Genomic DNA, 17,220 nt, shown 5'->3' on the forward strand with positions numbered 1-17,220 from the left:
AGGTAAATTGAAATCTTCATTATTATTAATGATTATTGCCGCATTTGTCAAACATGTGCATTACACGTACGGGAATTCATCCAAAATGTCCGCCGCTTCTTGCACTAGTTTTGCCCCGTGCTGAATGAGCGTATTCGGCCCGGCGGATTCCGCCAAACCGATCGGGCCGGGGACGGCGAACACTTCCCGCCCTTGCTCAAGCGCATACGCGGCGGTAATGAGCGAACCGCTTTTTCGCTTCGCCTGCACGACAAGCGTGCCGAGCGACAGCCCGCTGATGATGCGATTGCGCGCGGGAAACTGCCATGCCTGTGGGCGCGTTGCCGGCGGATGCTCAGCGATGACCAACTGTTCGTTCATCAGCCGGGTGGCGAACGGTCGATGTTCTTTCGGATAAATGTGGTCCAGCCCACCGGCGATGACGGCGATCGTCGACCCGCCATGCTGGACGGCGAGTTGGTGGGCGCACACGTCAATCCCAAACGCGAGCCCGCTGACGATCGTAAAGCCGGCGGCAACAAGCGGCGGCACCAATTTGTTCAACGCTTCGATTCCTTCCTTCGTCGGCCGCCTCGTGCCAACGATGCTGATCAGTTTCCGCTCCTGAAGCAAAGCGGAGTCCCCCTTTGCATACAGCACCCACGGCGGGGCGTATATATATTTAAGCAGCGGTGGATAGTCGGAATCAAATACAGTGATCACACGAATGCACCGGCCCTTATATGTTTTTATCACACGTTGCACATCGATGGAATGCAAATCATGAAAAAAAGCGGTCCATTGAGCGTCGGAAAGCGGAACGAGCGGGCGGAGATCATGAGGAGGCAGAGAAAATGGAGCGGTGAGCGTCGGATCAGCCTTAAGCAAGGAATGAATCGTCTTCCATCCCGCCCCGCGGCAATGATGGAGATGGATAAGTCGGTCGCGGACCGTATCGTACATACTGCTCCCCTTTCTTTTTTCACCTTCAACATGGATCTATAGGTGCAACGAAAACGTTTAACATATCCTTGACGGAAAAGCCGCCTGTCTATTTTTTCGACTGTCGGAGGCAAGCCGCAGGCTTCCTCGTCACGCCTTGGCGTGACGGAAGATCGAACAGCCACCCGCTTCACAGACCCATACATGGGTCTTTAAGCAGCGTTGTTCGGTCGCCCGACAGTCGATCCAATTGCTCTGTAAAAGCGGCAAATGGTAAAGCTTCAAATTGCATCTATAGCATGATATGCAACACCCCGCACGAGGACGTGCGGGGCCAAACCATTAGTGCGTTTTGCATTTTTCGTACAAGCCGCGTTCTTTCAGCACAGAAATGAGCGTTTCGCCGATGACGGCCGGCGTTTCCGCCACTTTAATGCCGCATTCGGTCATTTTTTTGATTTTCTCTGCGGCCGTGCCTTTGCCGCCGGAAATGATCGCGCCGGCATGGCCCATCCGTTTGCCCGGAGGCGCCGTTTGCCCGCCGATAAAGCCGACGACCGGTTTCGTCATGTTCGCTTTCACCCATTCGGCCGCTTCTTCTTCCGCCGTGCCGCCGATTTCGCCGATCATAATGACCGCGTACGTTTCTTCGTCTTCATTAAACGCCTTCAACACATCGATGAAGTTTGTGCCGTTGACCGGGTCGCCGCCGATGCCGACCGCCGTCGACTGGCCGATGCCGGCTTGCGTCAGTTGGTGAACGGCTTCGTACGTCAGCGTGCCGGAACGGGAAACAATGCCGACATGTCCTTTTTTATGGATATAGCCCGGCATAATGCCGATTTTGCACTCTTCCGGCGTAATGACGCCCGGGCAGTTCGGGCCGATGAGGCGCGTCTTTTTGCCCTCCATGTACCGTTTCACTTTCACCATATCAAGCACCGGAATGCCTTCGGTGATGCAAACGACAAGGTCGAGTCCCGCGTCGACCGCTTCCATGATGGCATCCGCAGCGAAGGCCGGCGGAACGTAAATGACCGAGGCGTTCGCTCCCGTTCTTTCGACCGCTTCCGAAACAGTGTCAAACACCGGCACGCCTTCGACTTCCGTGCCGCCTTTGCCCGGCGTGACGCCGCCGACGATGTTCGTCCCGTACTCGATCATCTGCTTTGTATGGAACAGCCCTTGCGAACCGGTAATCCCTTGCACGATCACTTTCGTGTCTTTATTGACAAAAACGCTCACGTGTCTCCCTCGCTTTCTTAACGTACTAGCTCGACGATTTTTTGTGCTCCGTCCGCCATCGATTCGGCCGCAATAATGTTTAAGCCTGACTCTTGCAAAATCTTTTTCCCAAGCTCAACGTTCGTTCCTTCAAGCCGGACGACAAGCGGAAGCGTCAAACCGACTTGCTTCGTCGCCGCGACGATGCCGCTCGCGATGACATCGCATTTCATAATGCCGCCGAAAATGTTGACGAAAATGCCTTTGACGTTCGGGTCGGACAAAATGATTTTGAACGCTTCCCTTACTTTTTCCTCGCTGGCGCCGCCGCCGACATCGAGGAAGTTGGCCGGCTCGCCTCCGTAATATTTGATGATGTCCATTGTCGCCATCGCCAAGCCGGCGCCGTTGACCATGCAGCCGATGTTGCCGTCAAGAGCGATGTAGTTCAAGTCGTATTTCGACGCTTCGACTTCTTTCGGGTCTTCTTCATCCAAGTCGCGGTATTCAAGGATGTCCGGATGGCGGTATAAGGCGTTTGAATCGAAATTCAGCTTCGCATCAAGCGCCATCACTTTGCCGTCGCCGGTGACGACAAGCGGGTTGATTTCGGCGATCGAGCAGTCTTTATCGACAAACACTTGGTACAAGCCCATCATAAATTTGACCGCTTGGTTGACGAGATGCTTCGGAATGTTGATGTTGAAAGCCAATCGGCGCGCTTGGAACGCTTGGAGCCCGACGGCTGGATCGATGTATTCTTTAAAAATTTTCTCCGGCGTTTTCGCCGCCACTTCTTCGATTTCCGTTCCGCCTTCTTCCGACCCCATTAACACGACGCGCGAGGTGGCGCGGTCGACGACAAGGCCGATGTAGTATTCTTTTTGGATGTCGCACCCTTCTTCAATCAACAGCCGTTTCACTTCTTTTCCTTCCGGGCCGGTTTGATGGGTGACGAGCACTTTGCCGAGCAATTCGCTGGCGTATGTACGGACTTCCTCGAGGCTTTTTGCCACTTTCACCCCGCCCGCTTTGCCGCGCCCGCCGGCATGAATTTGCGCTTTGACGACACACACCGGCGCGCCGAGCTCTTTCGCCGCTTCGACCGCTTCATCCACCGTGAACGCGACGCGGCCGTTCGGCACGCTCACACCATAGCTTCGCAAAATTTCTTTTGCTTGGTATTCATGAATGTTCATGCGCCAACCTCCTATGTATAAAATCAAAAAAGTCTTAGCGCTTTCATTTTATACCTAACATTTCGCGCTTGTCCACCGTTTCGCCGCAAAATTAAGAAAGCGGGGAATAGGAAAATTACCCCTTCCCCGCTCTTTCTCCTTTCGCTTCCTGATCAAGCTGATACAAAAACGCGAACAATTCAGCCACTAAGGCGTACAGCTCCTCCGGGATCATTTCGTTGATCTCCACTTTCCCCAGCAGCTCAACAAGCGTCGGATCTTGGCGAATCGGCACGCCGTGCTGCCGGGCGGCGGCGATGATCGCTTCGGCGACCTTGCCAACCCCTTTCGCCTTGACGATCGGAGCTGCGTCAAGTGCCGCATCGTAAGACAAGGCGACTGCTTTTTTCCGCTCCTCGTTCATGCTTGGCAATCCACCTCGCTGCAACTGTCGGCAAACAGAAAAACGGAAGGCGGAGGAGGGGCGGAACGCGTTGCCTTTACATCAATGCCTGAAAGCGCATAGCCGTGCGCCTGAAACCGCTCTTTGACAAGCGGAGCCATCCGAGCGGCAGCAACCGCCAACCGCGGATCATCGTGAAAAATGGAGATGTGGACGATCCGTCGTTGCACGCGCATATCAACGATCACCTCTCCCAGCTCTTCAAGCGTCAGGCAACAAACAATGCGGTTGTAATCGGCATCAAGCGGCCCGCCTTGTTTCCTCCTTCCTTGCCAGCACACAGCAAAATCGCTGCTGCGGCCGCCAAGCGGCAATGGAAACGAAATCCATACGTGCTCAATGAGCCCATCGCCGCCAGCAGCGATGGCCATGCCATCGAGCTGGTCGAGAATCGCTTCGGCCGCCCTCTTGGCCCCTTCGCTCCCCGATTCATGAAGAAAGCGAAGAAGCAGCCGTTTCAACGACGGGGCGGAAGGCAAATCCTCGATTTTCCCAACACGGACGAGCGCCGCCTCGTCCTCAAGCCCAAGCCGCACGGCCGCTCGCCTCAGCCAGCAAAACAGCGACAGCGCCGGATCTCTCGTCGCTCGAGCGGCCGCCCACAACTTCGCTTCCGCGGCGGGCAGCGCTCCGCTTTGATAGGCAGCATCAAGAGCGGCCCACCGTTCCAAAAACGCCTCCTCGTCCGTCAAGCCGAGCTGCCGAATGATATCGGCAAACCGGCGGCATTGCACCGCCTCCCGAAGCGCCAAGCGGCGGTCCTCCGGCAACGGGGCGAGCCCAAGGCGGGCAAGAAGCGCGCGGGCCGTTTCGGCCTCTTCCTCCCCTGACAGCAACAAACGCACGGCCGCCTCGTAAGCGGACAGCGGCGGTGAAAGAAACTTCTCCATCGCCCGGCTGAGCTTAAGCGCCGCCGGATGGGCGGAAAGGGAGGCAATGGCCGCTTTCAGTTTCCCCAACCCCTCAGCGAGCGGCACCCCGGTTTTGGCTGCCCATAGCGCGCGAAACACGGCTGAAGAGAACGGCAGCCGGCGGCGAAACAAATGGGCGAGCACGTCTTCGGCCGCGTCCGGCTGGCCGGTCTCTTTCACCGCTTCAGTCAGTGCGGCAATTTCCTCTTTCGTTGCAGCCGCGCCAGCTTTCAGCGCTTGGCGGAGCACCGGCAGCGCCGCATCCGGCAGTTTCCACGCTTTTTGCCACCGGCGCACCGCCTCTTCACCTGACGGAGCAGACGCCGGTTCGGAAAGGGGAATGGCTTTCCAATAAATTGTTCCTTGTCGTTCGTGAATTTCAAACAAATACAAACGTCCGACGGCAAGCGGCGCCTCCAAACGGGCGCGCACAAGCTGTCCGCCAGCGCGGACGAGCGCCGCCCGCTCCCCGGTTTCCATCTCCTCGACCCGCTCCACTCGGCCGACGACGGCCTGCCCCGGCTGAAACCGCCGGCTGGATGTCGCGTCGCGGACAGCGGTCGTTGGCATTGTCCGCTCCATGCGCTCGACCATTTCGTCCCATCCCTTCTTCTAGAGCTGCTCGCTCGCCTTCAGCACCTCCCTCACCGGTGCGAACGAACGACGGTGCTCAGGCGTAACGCCGTAGCGGCGGATCGCCTCGAAATGTTCCGGCGTTCCGTAGCCCATATGGCGCGCGAACCCGTATTGTGGATAGCGGCGATCCAGTTCTTTCATCCACCGGTCGCGCGTCACTTTGGCGATGACCGACGCAGCGGCGATTGAAGCGCTGTTGGCGTCTCCTTTTATGAGGCGCTGTTGCGGCAGTGGGCACGGCACCGCCATCGCATCAACAAGCAAATGTTCAGGCGGCGGGGAAAGGGCGTTCACCGCTTTCGCCATCGCTTGCCTTGTCGCTTCGTAAATATTCCTTTCATCGATCTCCGCCGCGCTGACGATGCCGATGCCGATGGCGACGGCGCACGCTTCAATTTGCGCAAACAATGCCTCGCGCTTTTCCGGCGTCAGCCGCTTCGAGTCGTCAAGCCCCGGCAAATAGGCGTCTTTCGGCAAGATGACCGCGGCGGCGACGACCGGGCCGGCCAGCGGGCCGCGCCCGGCCTCATCAATGCCGGCGATCCGTCTAACGCCAGCGGCGTATAGTTCCCTCTCATAACGCATTAGTTCTTCCCACCGCTGCTCGATGGCGTGCCGGCGCGCTTTCTGCCTTTCAAAACGGGCAAGAAGCGCCTGCACGCTTTTTCGCTCATCCTGCCGCAGCATCTCCCAGCGCGGGTCGTCCGCGCCAAGCTTCGGAAGCAGCGCTTCAATGTCTTTCACCGTATACCGCTTCATGCTCCTCTCCCTCTTCTACTTATTACTATCGGCTCTGTTTGGCCGACCGTAAAGCACCGCCGGCAAAAAACGCCCGCCGGACGCGCTACGTCCGTGAAGCGGGCGTTTCAAAGCTTAAGCGGCCTAATTTTTCCGTGCGGATGTCATACAAAACGATGTCAGCCACTTTATCGTAGTCAACAGCGCCGCCTGACGTCAAGCAGCCGCGCCGCCTTCCGATGGTGTCAAACAAGGCGACGATGTCATCAGGAATGTCATCAAGGCCGTAGCGCTCCGCAAGCCGGTTGGGATAGTGAGTCGACAAAAAGCGGAGCGCATAGACGGCGACATCCTGCAAGTTTAAAATTTCGTCCTTAATGGCGCCGGTCACCGCCAACTTGTAGCCCACGTCCTCATCCTCAAATTTCGGCCATAGGATGCCTGGGGTATCAAGCAGCTCCATTTCTTTGCCCACTTTGATCCATTGCTGCGCTTTTGTCACCCCCGGCTTGTCGCCGGTTTTCGCGATATGGCGGCCGGCGAGCCGGTTGATCAGCGTCGACTTGCCGACGTTCGGGATGCCGACGATGAGCGCCCGAACCGGGCGCGGGTTTTTAATCCCTTTCGCCCGCATTTTCTCGAATTTGTCTTTCACCATCTCTTTCGCTGCCGCCGCGATTTGCCGGACTCCTGTTCCGCTTTGAGCATCGATGGGCAAAGCCAGCCGCCCTTGATCGTGGAAATAGCGGATCCACTGTTCGGTCACCGCCTCATCGGCCATATCAGCCTTATTGAGCAAAATGAGGCGCGGCTTTTGTCCGAGAATCTCGTCGATCATCGGGTTGCGCGAGGACATCGGCACACGGGCGTCAAGCAGCTCAAACGCTACATCGATCAACTTTAATTTTTCTTGCACTTCCCGCTTGGCCTTCGCCATATGGCCGGGGAACCATTGAATCACTGTCATTGGCATCACCTGCCTCGTTTATTTCACAATCCGGGCGTCAGCCAACGGCCAATACACAAGATTCGCCTTGCCAACGACTTTGGACATCGGAATGAAGCCGATATGGCGGCTGTCTTTGCTGAAACGGCGATTGTCGCCCATGACAAACAAATGCCCCGGCGGCACCGTGCTTCGCCCGGTCAGTTCCTCCAAAGTGAACGATTCCGTCAGTGGACCGCCGTCGGACAACTGCTTTTTATACTCGTCCAAATACGGCTCTTCATACGGCTTGCCATTGATATAGAGCGTATCATTTTTGTATTCAATTCGGTCGCCCGGCAGGCCGATGACTCGCTTAATATAGTCTCTCCCTTCTTCGGCGTGAAAAACAATGATATCGAAACGGTGCGGCATGCCGATTTTATACGCCAGTTTATTGACGATCATCCGCTCATGGTTATGTAATGTCGGCATCATCGAATAACCGTCGACGATGATCGGAGCGAAAATAAAGTAGCGGATGCCCCCGGCGAGCAAGACGGCAACGACGATCGCTTTCATCCATTCACGCCATTCGCTTTTTTTCTGTTCCATTGTCCACCCACCTAAATCAAAGTTTGCAGTCGTGGATCACTACCGTAATCATCATTGGCGGTAGTGAAAAAAGGAGCTTGAAAGCAAGCTCCTTTTCCGCTGTGATCCACCGTTGTCCATTATTGCGCTGCGTTCGTATTTTCCTTGATGCGCGCCGCTTTGCCGCGAAGTTCGCGCAAGTAGTACAATTTCGCGCGGCGGACTTTCCCGCGGCGGATGACTTCCAGCTTGGCGATTTTCGGCGTATGCACCGGGAATGTGCGCTCAACGCCGACGCCATAGGACACTTTGCGGACCGTGAACGTTTCGCTGATGCCCGCTCCGCGCCGTTTAATGACGACACCTTCAAACACTTGGATGCGTTCGCGGTTGCCTTCGACGACTTTCACATGAACGCGCACCGTGTCGCCCGGGCGGAAATCCGGCAAATCCGTCCGCAGTTGTTCTTTCGTAATCTCTTGGATTAAATGATGCATCATGATCCACTCCTTCCACAGATGTTCATGCCAATGATCTCTTCATTGCAGCGGAACATCGTTTTCCATCCTCAAGCCAATCGCTTAAGGTCACACAAAAGACATGATAGCATAAACTGTTGACTCAGGCAATAGCTATTCGCGCTCCTTTTCCCACTCTTTCAGCCATTGCTTTTGCTTGTCTGTAAGCGGATATTCATCGAGCAAGTCCGGACGGCGCAAAAACGTGCGCCGGAGCGATTCCTTCTCGCGCCACTCGGCGATGAGCTGATGGTTGCCAGAAAGCAGAATATCCGGCACTTTCATGCCACGGAAATCGGCCGGTCTTGTGTATTGCGGATACTCAAGCAGCCCGGAGCTGAACGAGTCATCGACCGGCGACGCCTCATTGCCGAGCACCCCGGGGAGAAGACGGACGACGCTGTCGACAATGACCATGGCGCCGAGTTCCCCGCCTGTTAAAATATAGTCGCCGATCGAAATTTCATCGGTTGCTAAATATTGGCGAATGCGTTCGTCATACCCTTCGTAATGGCCGCAAATGAGCACCAAATGCGTTTCTTTCGCCAGCTCTTCCGCCTTTTTTTGCGTGTAGCGCTCGCCTTGCGGGCAAAGCAAAATGATGCGGGCGCCAGGCGATCCAGCCGTCACGTGTTCCACCGCGTCAAAAATCGGCTGCGGCTTGAGCACCATGCCGGCGCCGCCGCCATACGGATAATCGTCGACCGTTTTATGCTTGTTGTCGGCAAACTCGCGAAAATCAATAAGGCGGATGTCGACGGCCCCTTTTTCTTGCGCCTTCTTTAAAATCGACTCGCTCAACACCCCGGAAAACATGCCGGGAAACAACGTTAAAATATCGATCCGCATCACTCGAGCAGCCCTTCCATCGGCCGGATGATGATCGTTTTCCGCTCCGGATCGACGTGCAAAACGACCTCGTCAATGTACGGAATGAGCGCTTCCGATCCGTCTTCGCGCCGGACGACCCAGACGTCGTTCGCCCCTGGAGTCAAAATTTCCTTTACCGCGCCAATGGTCTCCCCGCCTTCTGTCACGACAGTGCAGCCGATGATCTCATGGAAATAATATTCCCCTTCCGCGAGTTCGCCGAGCTGGCTTTCCGGCACCTTCAGCATCGCTCCCTTAAACCGTTCCACATCGTTGATGCTGTCATAGCCTTCAAACGACAACAAGTCAAACGATTTATGGACGCGGTGGCTTTTCACCGTGACTTCAATCGGTTCCGTGTCCCGTTCGCGGAAAATGTACAGCTTGTTTCCTTTTTTATACCGTTCTTCAGGAAAGTCGGTGCGCGAAATGACGCGCACTTCGCCGCGAATGCCGTGCGTATTGACAATTTTTCCGACATTAAACCATCGTTCCATCGCTTTCATCCCTTCTTAGCGAATCTCTTTGACGACGCCGTCTTCAATGATGATGGCGCGCGTTTTTGTCACCTCTTCCCAACGGTCGCCGACGTTCACCTCAACGAGCGCCTCGACTTCCCGCTCTTTCAATTCGCTCCCTAACGGTAGCATATGTAATTGTTCGAGCTGAAACTCAAGCAGTTTCATTTTCTCCATCCGCTCGTCGATCTCTTTGGCAAAATATTGTTTCACTAAAGCGGGCGGATAGTTTCCGCTTTTCTCCATTCGTTTCTGTTCAAAACGAAGCTGGTCGCACTCGCGCTCGAGCTGCTGCTTGCGCGCCAAAAACGCGGCGGCAAGCTCTTGTTTGCTCCGTTCGGTGACGATTTGCCGCACCTCAACCGTTTGAATGAGCTTCATCCTCTTCCCCCTTTTGACACGGAATGAACGGCACCCGGGCCATTTTTGCGCCCTTTGGCATCATATCAAAAAAGGGAGAGGAACATCCTCACCCTTTGTCTTTCACTTGCACAACAACCCGCTTTGGCGATCCGGCCGCGGCGGCGGCAACGACCGTGCGAATCGCCTGGATCGTCCGCCCTTGTTTGCCGATCACTTTGCCAGTGTCGTCTTCATGCACGGACAGCTCATAGATGACGGCCGTCTCTTCTTCGCGGCGTTCAACCGCCACCGCCTCCGGATGATCGACAAGCGCCTTGACGATCGTTTCAATGAGCGGCTTCATGTGCATCTCGCTTATTTGCCGTATTTCAAGTTATGGAACTTCTCTAAAATGCCTTGCTTCGACAGCAAGCTGCGCACCGTATCCGATGGTTTGGCGCCGTTTTGCAGCCATTTGAGCGCCAATTCCTCATCGATTTTCACTTGCGCCGGCTCAGCGACCGGATCGTACGTGCCGATCGTTTCGATAAAACGACCGTCGCGCGGCGAGCGCGAATCAGCTACCACGATGCGATAGAATGGTTTTTTCTTTGTCCCCATGCGTTTTAAACGAATTTTTACTGCCATAGTCAGTACGCACCTCCGTATAGAGTTCACACAAGATAGTATATTAACAATTCTTTTTCCGTTTGTAAAGGTTTTTCGCTTAACAGATCTTCATTTACATAAATGGAAAACGGAATCCTTTCTTTTTCCCTTTTGGCATATTCGTCATCATTTTCATCATTTTTTTCATCTCGTCAAATTGCTTCAAAAGCCGGTTTACTTCCTGCACCGTCGTGCCGCTTCCTTTGGCGATCCGCTTTTTGCGGCTAGCGTTGATGATTTCCGGATGCGTTTTCTCTTCTTTCGTCATCGAGCGGATGATCGCCTCAACGCGGGCGATTTGCTTTTCATCGACTTGGATGTTGGCGAGCCCTTTGATTTTGTTGGCGCCCGGCAGCATTTTAATCAGTTCGTCAAGCGGTCCGAGCTTGCGCACTTGGCCGAGCTGCTCCACAAAGTCGTCAAGCGTGAAGGTGGCCGTGCGCATTTTTTGTTCGAGCTCCTTCGCCTTCTCTTCGTCGACGGCCGCCTGCGCTTTTTCGATGAGCGTCAGGACATCGCCCATGCCTAAAATGCGCGACGCCATTCGCTCCGGATGGAACGGCTCCAAAGCGTCAAGTTTTTCGCCCATCCCAGCAAACTTGATCGGCGCTCCGGTGACGGCGCGAATCGACAGCGCCGCCCCGCCGCGCGTGTCGCCGTCCAGCTTCGTCAAAATCACCCCGGTGATGCCGAGCTGCTCATGGAAGCTTTGTGCGACATTGACGGCATCTTGCCCGGTCATGGCGTCAACGACGAGGAAAATTTCATCCGGCTTGACCGCTTCTTTCATTTGCTTCAGTTCATCCATGAGCGCTTCATCAATGTGGAGGCGGCCGGCTGTGTCGATGAGCACGTAATCATAATGCTCTTCTTTCGCCCGCTCGAGCGCCTGTTTCGCGATTTCAACCGGATTGGCGTGCTCGCCTAACGAAAAGACAGGCATGTCGAGCTGCTTGCCAAGCGTCTCAAGCTGTTTGATCGCCGCCGGGCGGTAAACGTCGGCAGCCACCAGAAGCGGCTTCCGGTTATGCCGTTTGCGCAGCAAGTTGGCCAGCTTCCCGGTGGTCGTCGTTTTCCCGGCCCCTTGCAACCCGACCATCATCACAACGGTCGGCGGTTTCTTCGCGACAGCGATTTGGCTTTGCTCACCGCCCATTAACGCCGTCAGCTCTTCCTTGACGATTTTGATCACTTGCTGGCCCGGCGTTAAGCTTTTCATCACTTCCTGCCCGACAGCCCGCTCGCTCACCTGTCTGATGAAATCTTTGACGACTTTAAAGTTGACGTCAGCTTCCAAAAGCGCAAGGCGCACTTCGCGCATCATCTCTTTGACATCCGCTTCGGTGACTTTCCCTTTGCCGCGGATGCGGTTCATCACCTGCTGCAAACGTTCAGACAGTCCTTCAAACGCCATGGCGGCCACCCCCTTTTTTAATCAAGTTCGTCAAGCTCGCGGACTAGCGCCGCCAATTCGGCGTCAGCACCGTAGTGCCGGCTGATGTAGTCTTTCAGCCGCTCGATGATCTGCCGCCGCCGTTCATATTTTCGCAGCAGCCCGAGCTTCTCTTCATACTGCTCCAGCATCGCTTCTGTACGCCGGATGTTATCGTACACCGCCTGGCGGCTCACCTCATATTGTTCGGCAATTTCCCCGAGGGAGTAGTCGTCCAAGTAGTAAAGCGCCATATAGTTGCGCTGTTTCGGCGTCAACAGCGCTTGGTAAAAATCGTATAAATAGTTCATGCGCATCGTTTTTTCCAGCACCGGACTCTCCCTCCCTCATTGTTAAGTAAAATACCTTTACAAAAATGTAGTGTACCGTCTTTTCGGCAAGGTGTCAAGGGATGGAACGAACAAAGGGCTTATCGGTTACACTCCCGTGGACGTAACAACAAAGGGCGCTCCATTGTTTTGGGAGCACCCTCTGTTGGCTTGTTTATGATTCCAGCAAATCAGCAAACAATCCGTAGACGTACTGTTCTGGATCGAACACTTGCAAATCGTCCATCTTCTCGCCGAGGCCGACGAGTTTCACCGGGATGGCCATCTCGTTGCGAATGGCAAGCACGATGCCGCCTTTCGCCGTGCCGTCAAGCTTCGTCAACACGATGCCGGTCACATCGGTCGCTTCTTTAAACAGCTTGGCTTGGCTCATCGCGTTTTGCCCGGTCGTCGCATCCAACACAAGCAGTACTTCATGCGGAGCGCCCGGAATTTCGCGGCTGATGACGCGTTTCACTTTTTCGAGCTCTTTCATTAAATTCACTTTGTTTTGCAGCCGCCCGGCCGTGTCGCATAACAATACGTCAACGCCGCGCGCTTTCGCCGCTTGAATCGCATCATACATGACCGCCGCTGGATCGGAGCCGGCCGCCTGCTTAATGACGTCGACCCCAACGCGCTCGCCCCACGCTTCGAGCTGCTCGATCGCCCCGGCGCGGAACGTGTCGCCAGCTGCCAACAAGACGGATTTCCCTTCCGATTTCAGCTTATGGGCGAGCTTGCCGATCGTTGTCGTTTTGCCGACGCCGTTGACACCGACGAACAAAATGACCGTCAGCCCGCCTTCTTGTATATTCAAAGCGGAAAGTTCTTTGTCATCGGCGCCGGCGCGGTAAATGTCAACGAGCTTTTCGGCGATGACGTCGCGCATTTGCGCCGGGTCTTGAATGTTGCGGCGCTTCACTTCCATTTTCAGCTCATCGACAAGTTCCATGACGGTCGTGACGCCCACATCCGCGGCGATCAAAATTTCCTCAAGCTCTTCAAAAAACTCTTCATCCACTTTCCGATAACGGGCGATGAGGTCGTTCACTTTCCCGGCGAGCGAATTTCGCGTTTTTGACAGCCCTTCTTTAAACTTTTCGGTTACGGCATCCGCTTGCTTTGTCCATTTTTCTTTCCATTTTTGAAAAAAACCCATCCAAAGCGCCTCCTTTCCATTATGACCGCACGAGCTCCTTCGAATCTTCCAAACGGACAGAAACAAGCTTTGAGACGCCCGATTCTTGCATCGTGACGCCGTACAGCACGTCCGCTTCTTCCATCGTCCCTTTTCGATGGGTGATGACGATAAACTGCGTGTCGCGGCTGAACCGTTTTAAATATTGGGCATACCGCTGCACGTTCGCTTCATCAAGCGCCGCTTCGACTTCATCAAGGACGCAAAACGGCACCGGGCGCACCTTTAAAATCGAAAACAAGAGGGCGATCGCCGTCAGCGCCCGTTCGCCGCCGGAAAGCAAGCTTAAATGTTGCAGCTTTTTCCCCGGAGGCTGAGCGACGATGTCGATCCCAGTCTCAAGCAAGTCGTTCGGATCGGTCAGCCGCAAATCGGCGCGCCCGCCGCCGAACAGCTCGCCAAATACCTCGCCAAAATGGGCGCGGATTTGTTCAAACGTCGCGAAAAATCGTTTTTTCATTTCATCGTCCATTTCATCAATGACTTGGTGGAGCGTCGCCTTCGCCTCTTCCAAATCGGTTTTTTGCTCGCTTAAAAAGCGGTGCCGTTCGGAAACTCGTTCGTATTCATCGATCGCCCCCAAGTTGACGGTGCCGAGCTCCTCCATGGCGCGCTTGATCAGCTTCACCCGCTTGCGCGCCTCATCGGCGCCGATCTCAAGCGGGTACGCGGAGCGAGCCGCTTCAAACGACAGCCCATACTCTTCGCGCAGACGGACAAGCAAATTCTCAAGCTCCACATCAAGCCGGTTCAACTTTACTTCTTCGTCTTTCACGACATCGGCGAGCTGTTTATGCTGCCGCTTCGTCTCTTTCCATTCCTGTTCCAAATGTTCAAGACGGCGTTGGAAATCGAGCCGCTGTTCGCGACGGCTCGCGATCAGCTCCAATGTCTTTTGCTTGTCCTCAAGCTTTTGCTCTCGCAGCTGCTCAATCTCTTCCTCGTTCCATTCCGGCGCCTCCATTTCCGCATCCAAAGCGGCTCGTTCGCGCTCTGCTTCTTTGAGCCCACGGATCGTTTCGGCAAGCTCCGCTTCCCATTCTTCCACTTTCCGGCGTGCATGTTTCACGCGCTCTTTCGTTTCCGCCAAGGCGATTTTTTGCTCCGTGATCGCTGCCTGGAGCGCCTCTTTCGTCGTTTGCTCCGTCTGTTTTTGCGCCTGCAGCCGGCTGATGTCGTCATCGATCGCCTGCAGTTTCTCGGCAAGCTGCTCAAGCTGCCTGTCAATGGCGCCGAGGCGGCGGTTGAGCTCTGCCATTTCGCGCTCGTCGTTCGCCTTTTCTTCATCATACAGTGCAAGCCGCTCGTCGATCCGTTTTTTCTGCCATTCGAGCTCGCGTTGCTCGTCCTTTTGTCTTTGCAGGGCCTCCCGAAGCGCCGCAACCTCTTCTTGCAGCGCGTCCGCCTGCGCTTCCTGCTCCGCCAGCTCGTGTCGTTTTGCGGCAACAGCCCGCTCAAGCCGAGCGATCGTTTCATCCATTTCCTGCAGTTTGGCCGAAAGCGTCTCAAGCTCGCGGTTTCGACTTAGCAACGACGCGGTCTTTTTCGCCGCCCCGCCGCCGGTCATCGCCCCGCCAGGGCTGACGACATCACCGTCCAATGTCACGAGGCGATAGCGATAGTGAAGAAGCTTGGCCAGCTCATTCGCGCCTTTTAAATCGGCTGTCACGATGACATGGCCGAGCAAATGGGCGATCGCCGCCCTATAGGCGCGGTCGTATTCGACGAGCTCGCTTGCGATGCCGACAAACGCCGGATGGCGGTCAATCGCCGCCCGCTCCCGTTCGGAAAGCGCGCGCGCTTGGATGACGTCAAGCGGCAAAAACGTCGCGCGCCCGTAGCCGTTCGTTTTCAAATAGTGAATCGCTTGCCGCGCCGCCTGTTCGCTGTCAACGACGATATGCTGCATCGCCCCGCCGAGCGCCGTTTCAATCGCCGTCTCATAGCGGTCCGGCACGCGAATGAGCTCAACAATGGCGCCATGAATGCCGGGCAGAAGGTCGCGCGCCTTTAATACTTCTTTTACTCCTTGGACAAAACCGGAATAATCATGTTGCATCTCTTCCAACCATTGCTGGCGCGCTTTGGTTTGCTGCCGGTATTGGCGCGCCTGATGCAGCAACGCTTCATGCTGCTCGAGCTCCGTTTTTTGCGCTGCGAGCGCCGCGGCGAGAGCGGCTTGTCTGTTATGCGCTTCCGTCAGCGCCTGTTCGAGGCGGGTCTGCTCGGCCCATAAAGCCGCCCGCTTCTGCTCGAGCTGTTCACGTTCGGCGAGATGGCGGCGGTTCGCTTCATCGAGCGCCGTCCGTTTGGCATGCAGCTTGCCAAGCGCCTGCTCCACATGTGCGCGTTCGTTTTTCAACGCCGCCTGTTCATGAACAAGGTCGATGTAATCACCTTTTCGCCGCTCGATTTCTTCTTCAATGTCGGCTTCATGCGCCGAAAACAAAGCCTGTTTTTCTTTCAGCTCCCGCTCGAGCGCTGCGGCGCCCGCCTCAAGCCGGGCGAGTTCCTCCCGCTCGGCATGCAGCTGCTCCGTCAAGCGACGCCGTTTCGCAGCCAGTGCAGCCGTTATGTCGTCCAGCTGCGCTTTTCGCCTCGCGGCATGCTTTTTTCTCTCTTTCAATACTTCTTTCCGCCCTTCGAGCTTCTCAAGCTCTTCGCTGGCTAAAAGAAGCACTTGCTGCAAACCGTCGATCGATTCGTCAATGGCGGTCATTTGATCGCGGAGCTGTTCGATTTGGGCTTCCATTTTCTGCAACGCCGCCGCCAGCGCCACTTCGTCCCGCTGGTGCCCATCAAGCGCTTCCTTCAACTCATTCCATTGCCCGCGCAGCTGCTCGATGTCGTGAACCATCAGCGCCACTTCAAATCGCTCGAGCTCTTCGCGTTTTTCCAAAAACTCTTTGGCGAGCGACGCCTGCATGCGGAGCGGCTCAAGCTGCTGTTCGAGCTCGTGCAAAATATCGTTGACGCGGTGCAAGTTGTCTTGCGTCTCCGCTAGCTTCGCCTCCGCCTTTTTTTTCCGCAGCTTGTACTTCAACACGCCGGCCGCTTCTTCAAAAATCGTGCGCCGCTCTTCCGGTTTGCTGCTTAAAATCTCTTCGACCCGGCCTTGGCCGATGATGGAAAACGCCTCCTTGCCGAGCCCGGAATCGAGAAACAAATCGACGATGTCTTTCAAACGGCACGGCTGGCGGTTGATGAAAAACTCGCTCTCCCCCGAGCGATAGACGCGCCGGGTCACGCTCACTTCCTGGTACTCAAGCGGCAAAAAGCCGTCTTCATTGTCGAGTGTGATCGTCACTTCAGCCACATTGAGCGGCTTGCGCGATTCGCTGCCGGCGAAGATGACGTCTTCCATTTTCGCCCCGCGCAACGATTTTGCTGATTGCTCACCGAGCACCCAACGGATCGCATCGGTAATGTTGCTTTTGCCGCTCCCGTTCGGACCGACGACCGCCGTCACACCAGGGACAAACTCGATCGATACACGGTCGGCGAACGATTTAAAGCCGATCACATCCAATCGTTTCAGGAACATGGTATGACGCCTCACCATCTTTCCACTGTGATCCACCACAAACACCCCGGAGCCCTTTTTGGAAACCGAGACGTTCGATCTTTTCATCCTACCATATGAGCTATCGAAAAAAACGCCTTTCTTCCCCCGCTCAAGGCGCGCATGTTCATCGAAACACCCATGAGCAGCGTTTGCTCTCCATCCCTTCGCACGTTCACAGAAAAAAGA

At 55.5% G+C, this 17,220-nt stretch carries 18 protein-coding genes; all 18 read right to left on the bottom strand.

Features of this window, described 5'->3' with window-relative positions; translation table 11 throughout:
- Positions 1-60 precede the first annotated feature (60 nt).
- Complete coding sequence (gene dprA / locus ABS784_RS00890) at positions 61-942, bottom strand: DNA-processing protein DprA (protein WP_014195444.1); 882 nt, start codon at positions 940-942, stop codon at positions 61-63.
- Between the two features lie 321 nt (positions 943-1,263).
- Positions 1,264-2,166: a succinate--CoA ligase subunit alpha gene (gene sucD, locus ABS784_RS00895; protein WP_011230709.1), complete on the bottom strand. Its 903-nt coding sequence runs from the start codon at positions 2,164-2,166 to the stop codon at positions 1,264-1,266.
- A gap of 17 nt (positions 2,167-2,183) precedes the next feature.
- A complete protein-coding gene (gene sucC, locus ABS784_RS00900) occupies positions 2,184-3,344 on the bottom strand; it encodes an ADP-forming succinate--CoA ligase subunit beta (protein ID WP_011230708.1) in 1,161 nt (386 codons plus the stop codon).
- Between the two features lie 115 nt (positions 3,345-3,459).
- Positions 3,460-3,747: an EscU/YscU/HrcU family type III secretion system export apparatus switch protein gene (locus ABS784_RS00905; RefSeq protein WP_011230707.1), complete on the bottom strand. Its 288-nt coding sequence runs from the start codon at positions 3,745-3,747 to the stop codon at positions 3,460-3,462.
- Positions 3,744-5,291, bottom strand: coding sequence for a flagellar hook-length control protein FliK (locus ABS784_RS00910; RefSeq protein ID WP_352511133.1), 1,548 nt, complete (start codon positions 5,289-5,291; stop codon positions 3,744-3,746). Before ABS784_RS00910 ends, ABS784_RS00905 begins: the two co-directional genes overlap by 4 nt.
- 18 nt (positions 5,292-5,309) lie before the next feature.
- A complete protein-coding gene (locus ABS784_RS00915) occupies positions 5,310-6,092 on the bottom strand; it encodes a ribonuclease HII (RefSeq protein ID WP_011230705.1) in 783 nt (260 codons plus the stop codon).
- An 85-nt stretch (positions 6,093-6,177) separates the two neighbouring features.
- Positions 6,178-7,044 (bottom strand): ribosome biogenesis GTPase YlqF, encoded by an 867-nt coding sequence (ylqF, locus tag ABS784_RS00920; protein ID WP_021321697.1) that lies wholly within the window; start codon positions 7,042-7,044, stop codon positions 6,178-6,180.
- Between the two features lie 12 nt (positions 7,045-7,056).
- Positions 7,057-7,611: a signal peptidase I gene (gene lepB / locus ABS784_RS00925; RefSeq protein ID WP_011230703.1), complete on the bottom strand. Its 555-nt coding sequence runs from the start codon at positions 7,609-7,611 to the stop codon at positions 7,057-7,059.
- 119 nt (positions 7,612-7,730) lie between these two features.
- Positions 7,731-8,087 (bottom strand): 50S ribosomal protein L19, encoded by a 357-nt coding sequence (rplS, locus tag ABS784_RS00930; protein WP_013145772.1) that lies wholly within the window; start codon positions 8,085-8,087, stop codon positions 7,731-7,733.
- A 135-nt stretch (positions 8,088-8,222) separates the two neighbouring features.
- Entirely contained in the window at positions 8,223-8,957 is a 735-nt protein-coding gene (trmD, locus tag ABS784_RS00935) for a tRNA (guanosine(37)-N1)-methyltransferase TrmD (protein ID WP_011230701.1), read from the bottom strand.
- Entirely contained in the window at positions 8,957-9,475 is a 519-nt protein-coding gene (gene rimM / locus ABS784_RS00940) for a ribosome maturation factor RimM (protein ID WP_013145773.1), read from the bottom strand. Before rimM ends, trmD begins: the two co-directional genes overlap by 1 nt.
- Before the next feature lie 15 nt (positions 9,476-9,490).
- Complete coding sequence (locus ABS784_RS00945) at positions 9,491-9,877, bottom strand: YlqD family protein (RefSeq protein ID WP_011230699.1); 387 nt, start codon at positions 9,875-9,877, stop codon at positions 9,491-9,493.
- An 88-nt stretch (positions 9,878-9,965) separates the two neighbouring features.
- Positions 9,966-10,202: a KH domain-containing protein gene (locus ABS784_RS00950; RefSeq protein ID WP_011230698.1), complete on the bottom strand. Its 237-nt coding sequence runs from the start codon at positions 10,200-10,202 to the stop codon at positions 9,966-9,968.
- 11 nt (positions 10,203-10,213) lie between these two features.
- Positions 10,214-10,486 (bottom strand): 30S ribosomal protein S16, encoded by a 273-nt coding sequence (gene rpsP, locus ABS784_RS00955; RefSeq protein WP_011230697.1) that lies wholly within the window; start codon positions 10,484-10,486, stop codon positions 10,214-10,216.
- A gap of 94 nt (positions 10,487-10,580) precedes the next feature.
- On the bottom strand, positions 10,581-11,921 hold the full coding sequence (gene ffh / locus ABS784_RS00960; protein ID WP_352511138.1) for a signal recognition particle protein: 1,341 nt from the start codon (positions 11,919-11,921) through the stop codon (positions 10,581-10,583).
- Between the two features lie 17 nt (positions 11,922-11,938).
- On the bottom strand, positions 11,939-12,271 hold the full coding sequence (locus ABS784_RS00965) for a putative DNA-binding protein (RefSeq protein ID WP_013523384.1): 333 nt from the start codon (positions 12,269-12,271) through the stop codon (positions 11,939-11,941).
- Positions 12,272-12,443: 172 nt separating this feature from the next.
- Complete coding sequence (ftsY, locus tag ABS784_RS00970) at positions 12,444-13,430, bottom strand: signal recognition particle-docking protein FtsY (protein WP_013523383.1); 987 nt, start codon at positions 13,428-13,430, stop codon at positions 12,444-12,446.
- Positions 13,431-13,449: 19 nt separating this feature from the next.
- Positions 13,450-17,013 (bottom strand): chromosome segregation protein SMC, encoded by a 3,564-nt coding sequence (gene smc, locus ABS784_RS00975; protein ID WP_352511139.1) that lies wholly within the window; start codon positions 17,011-17,013, stop codon positions 13,450-13,452.
- Between the last annotated feature and the right edge of the window lie 207 nt (positions 17,014-17,220).

It is taken from the genome of Geobacillus sp. G4 (genome assembly GCF_040327975.1).
In the GTDB taxonomy this organism is placed as follows: Bacteria; Bacillota; Bacilli; order Bacillales; family Anoxybacillaceae; genus Geobacillus; species Geobacillus thermoleovorans.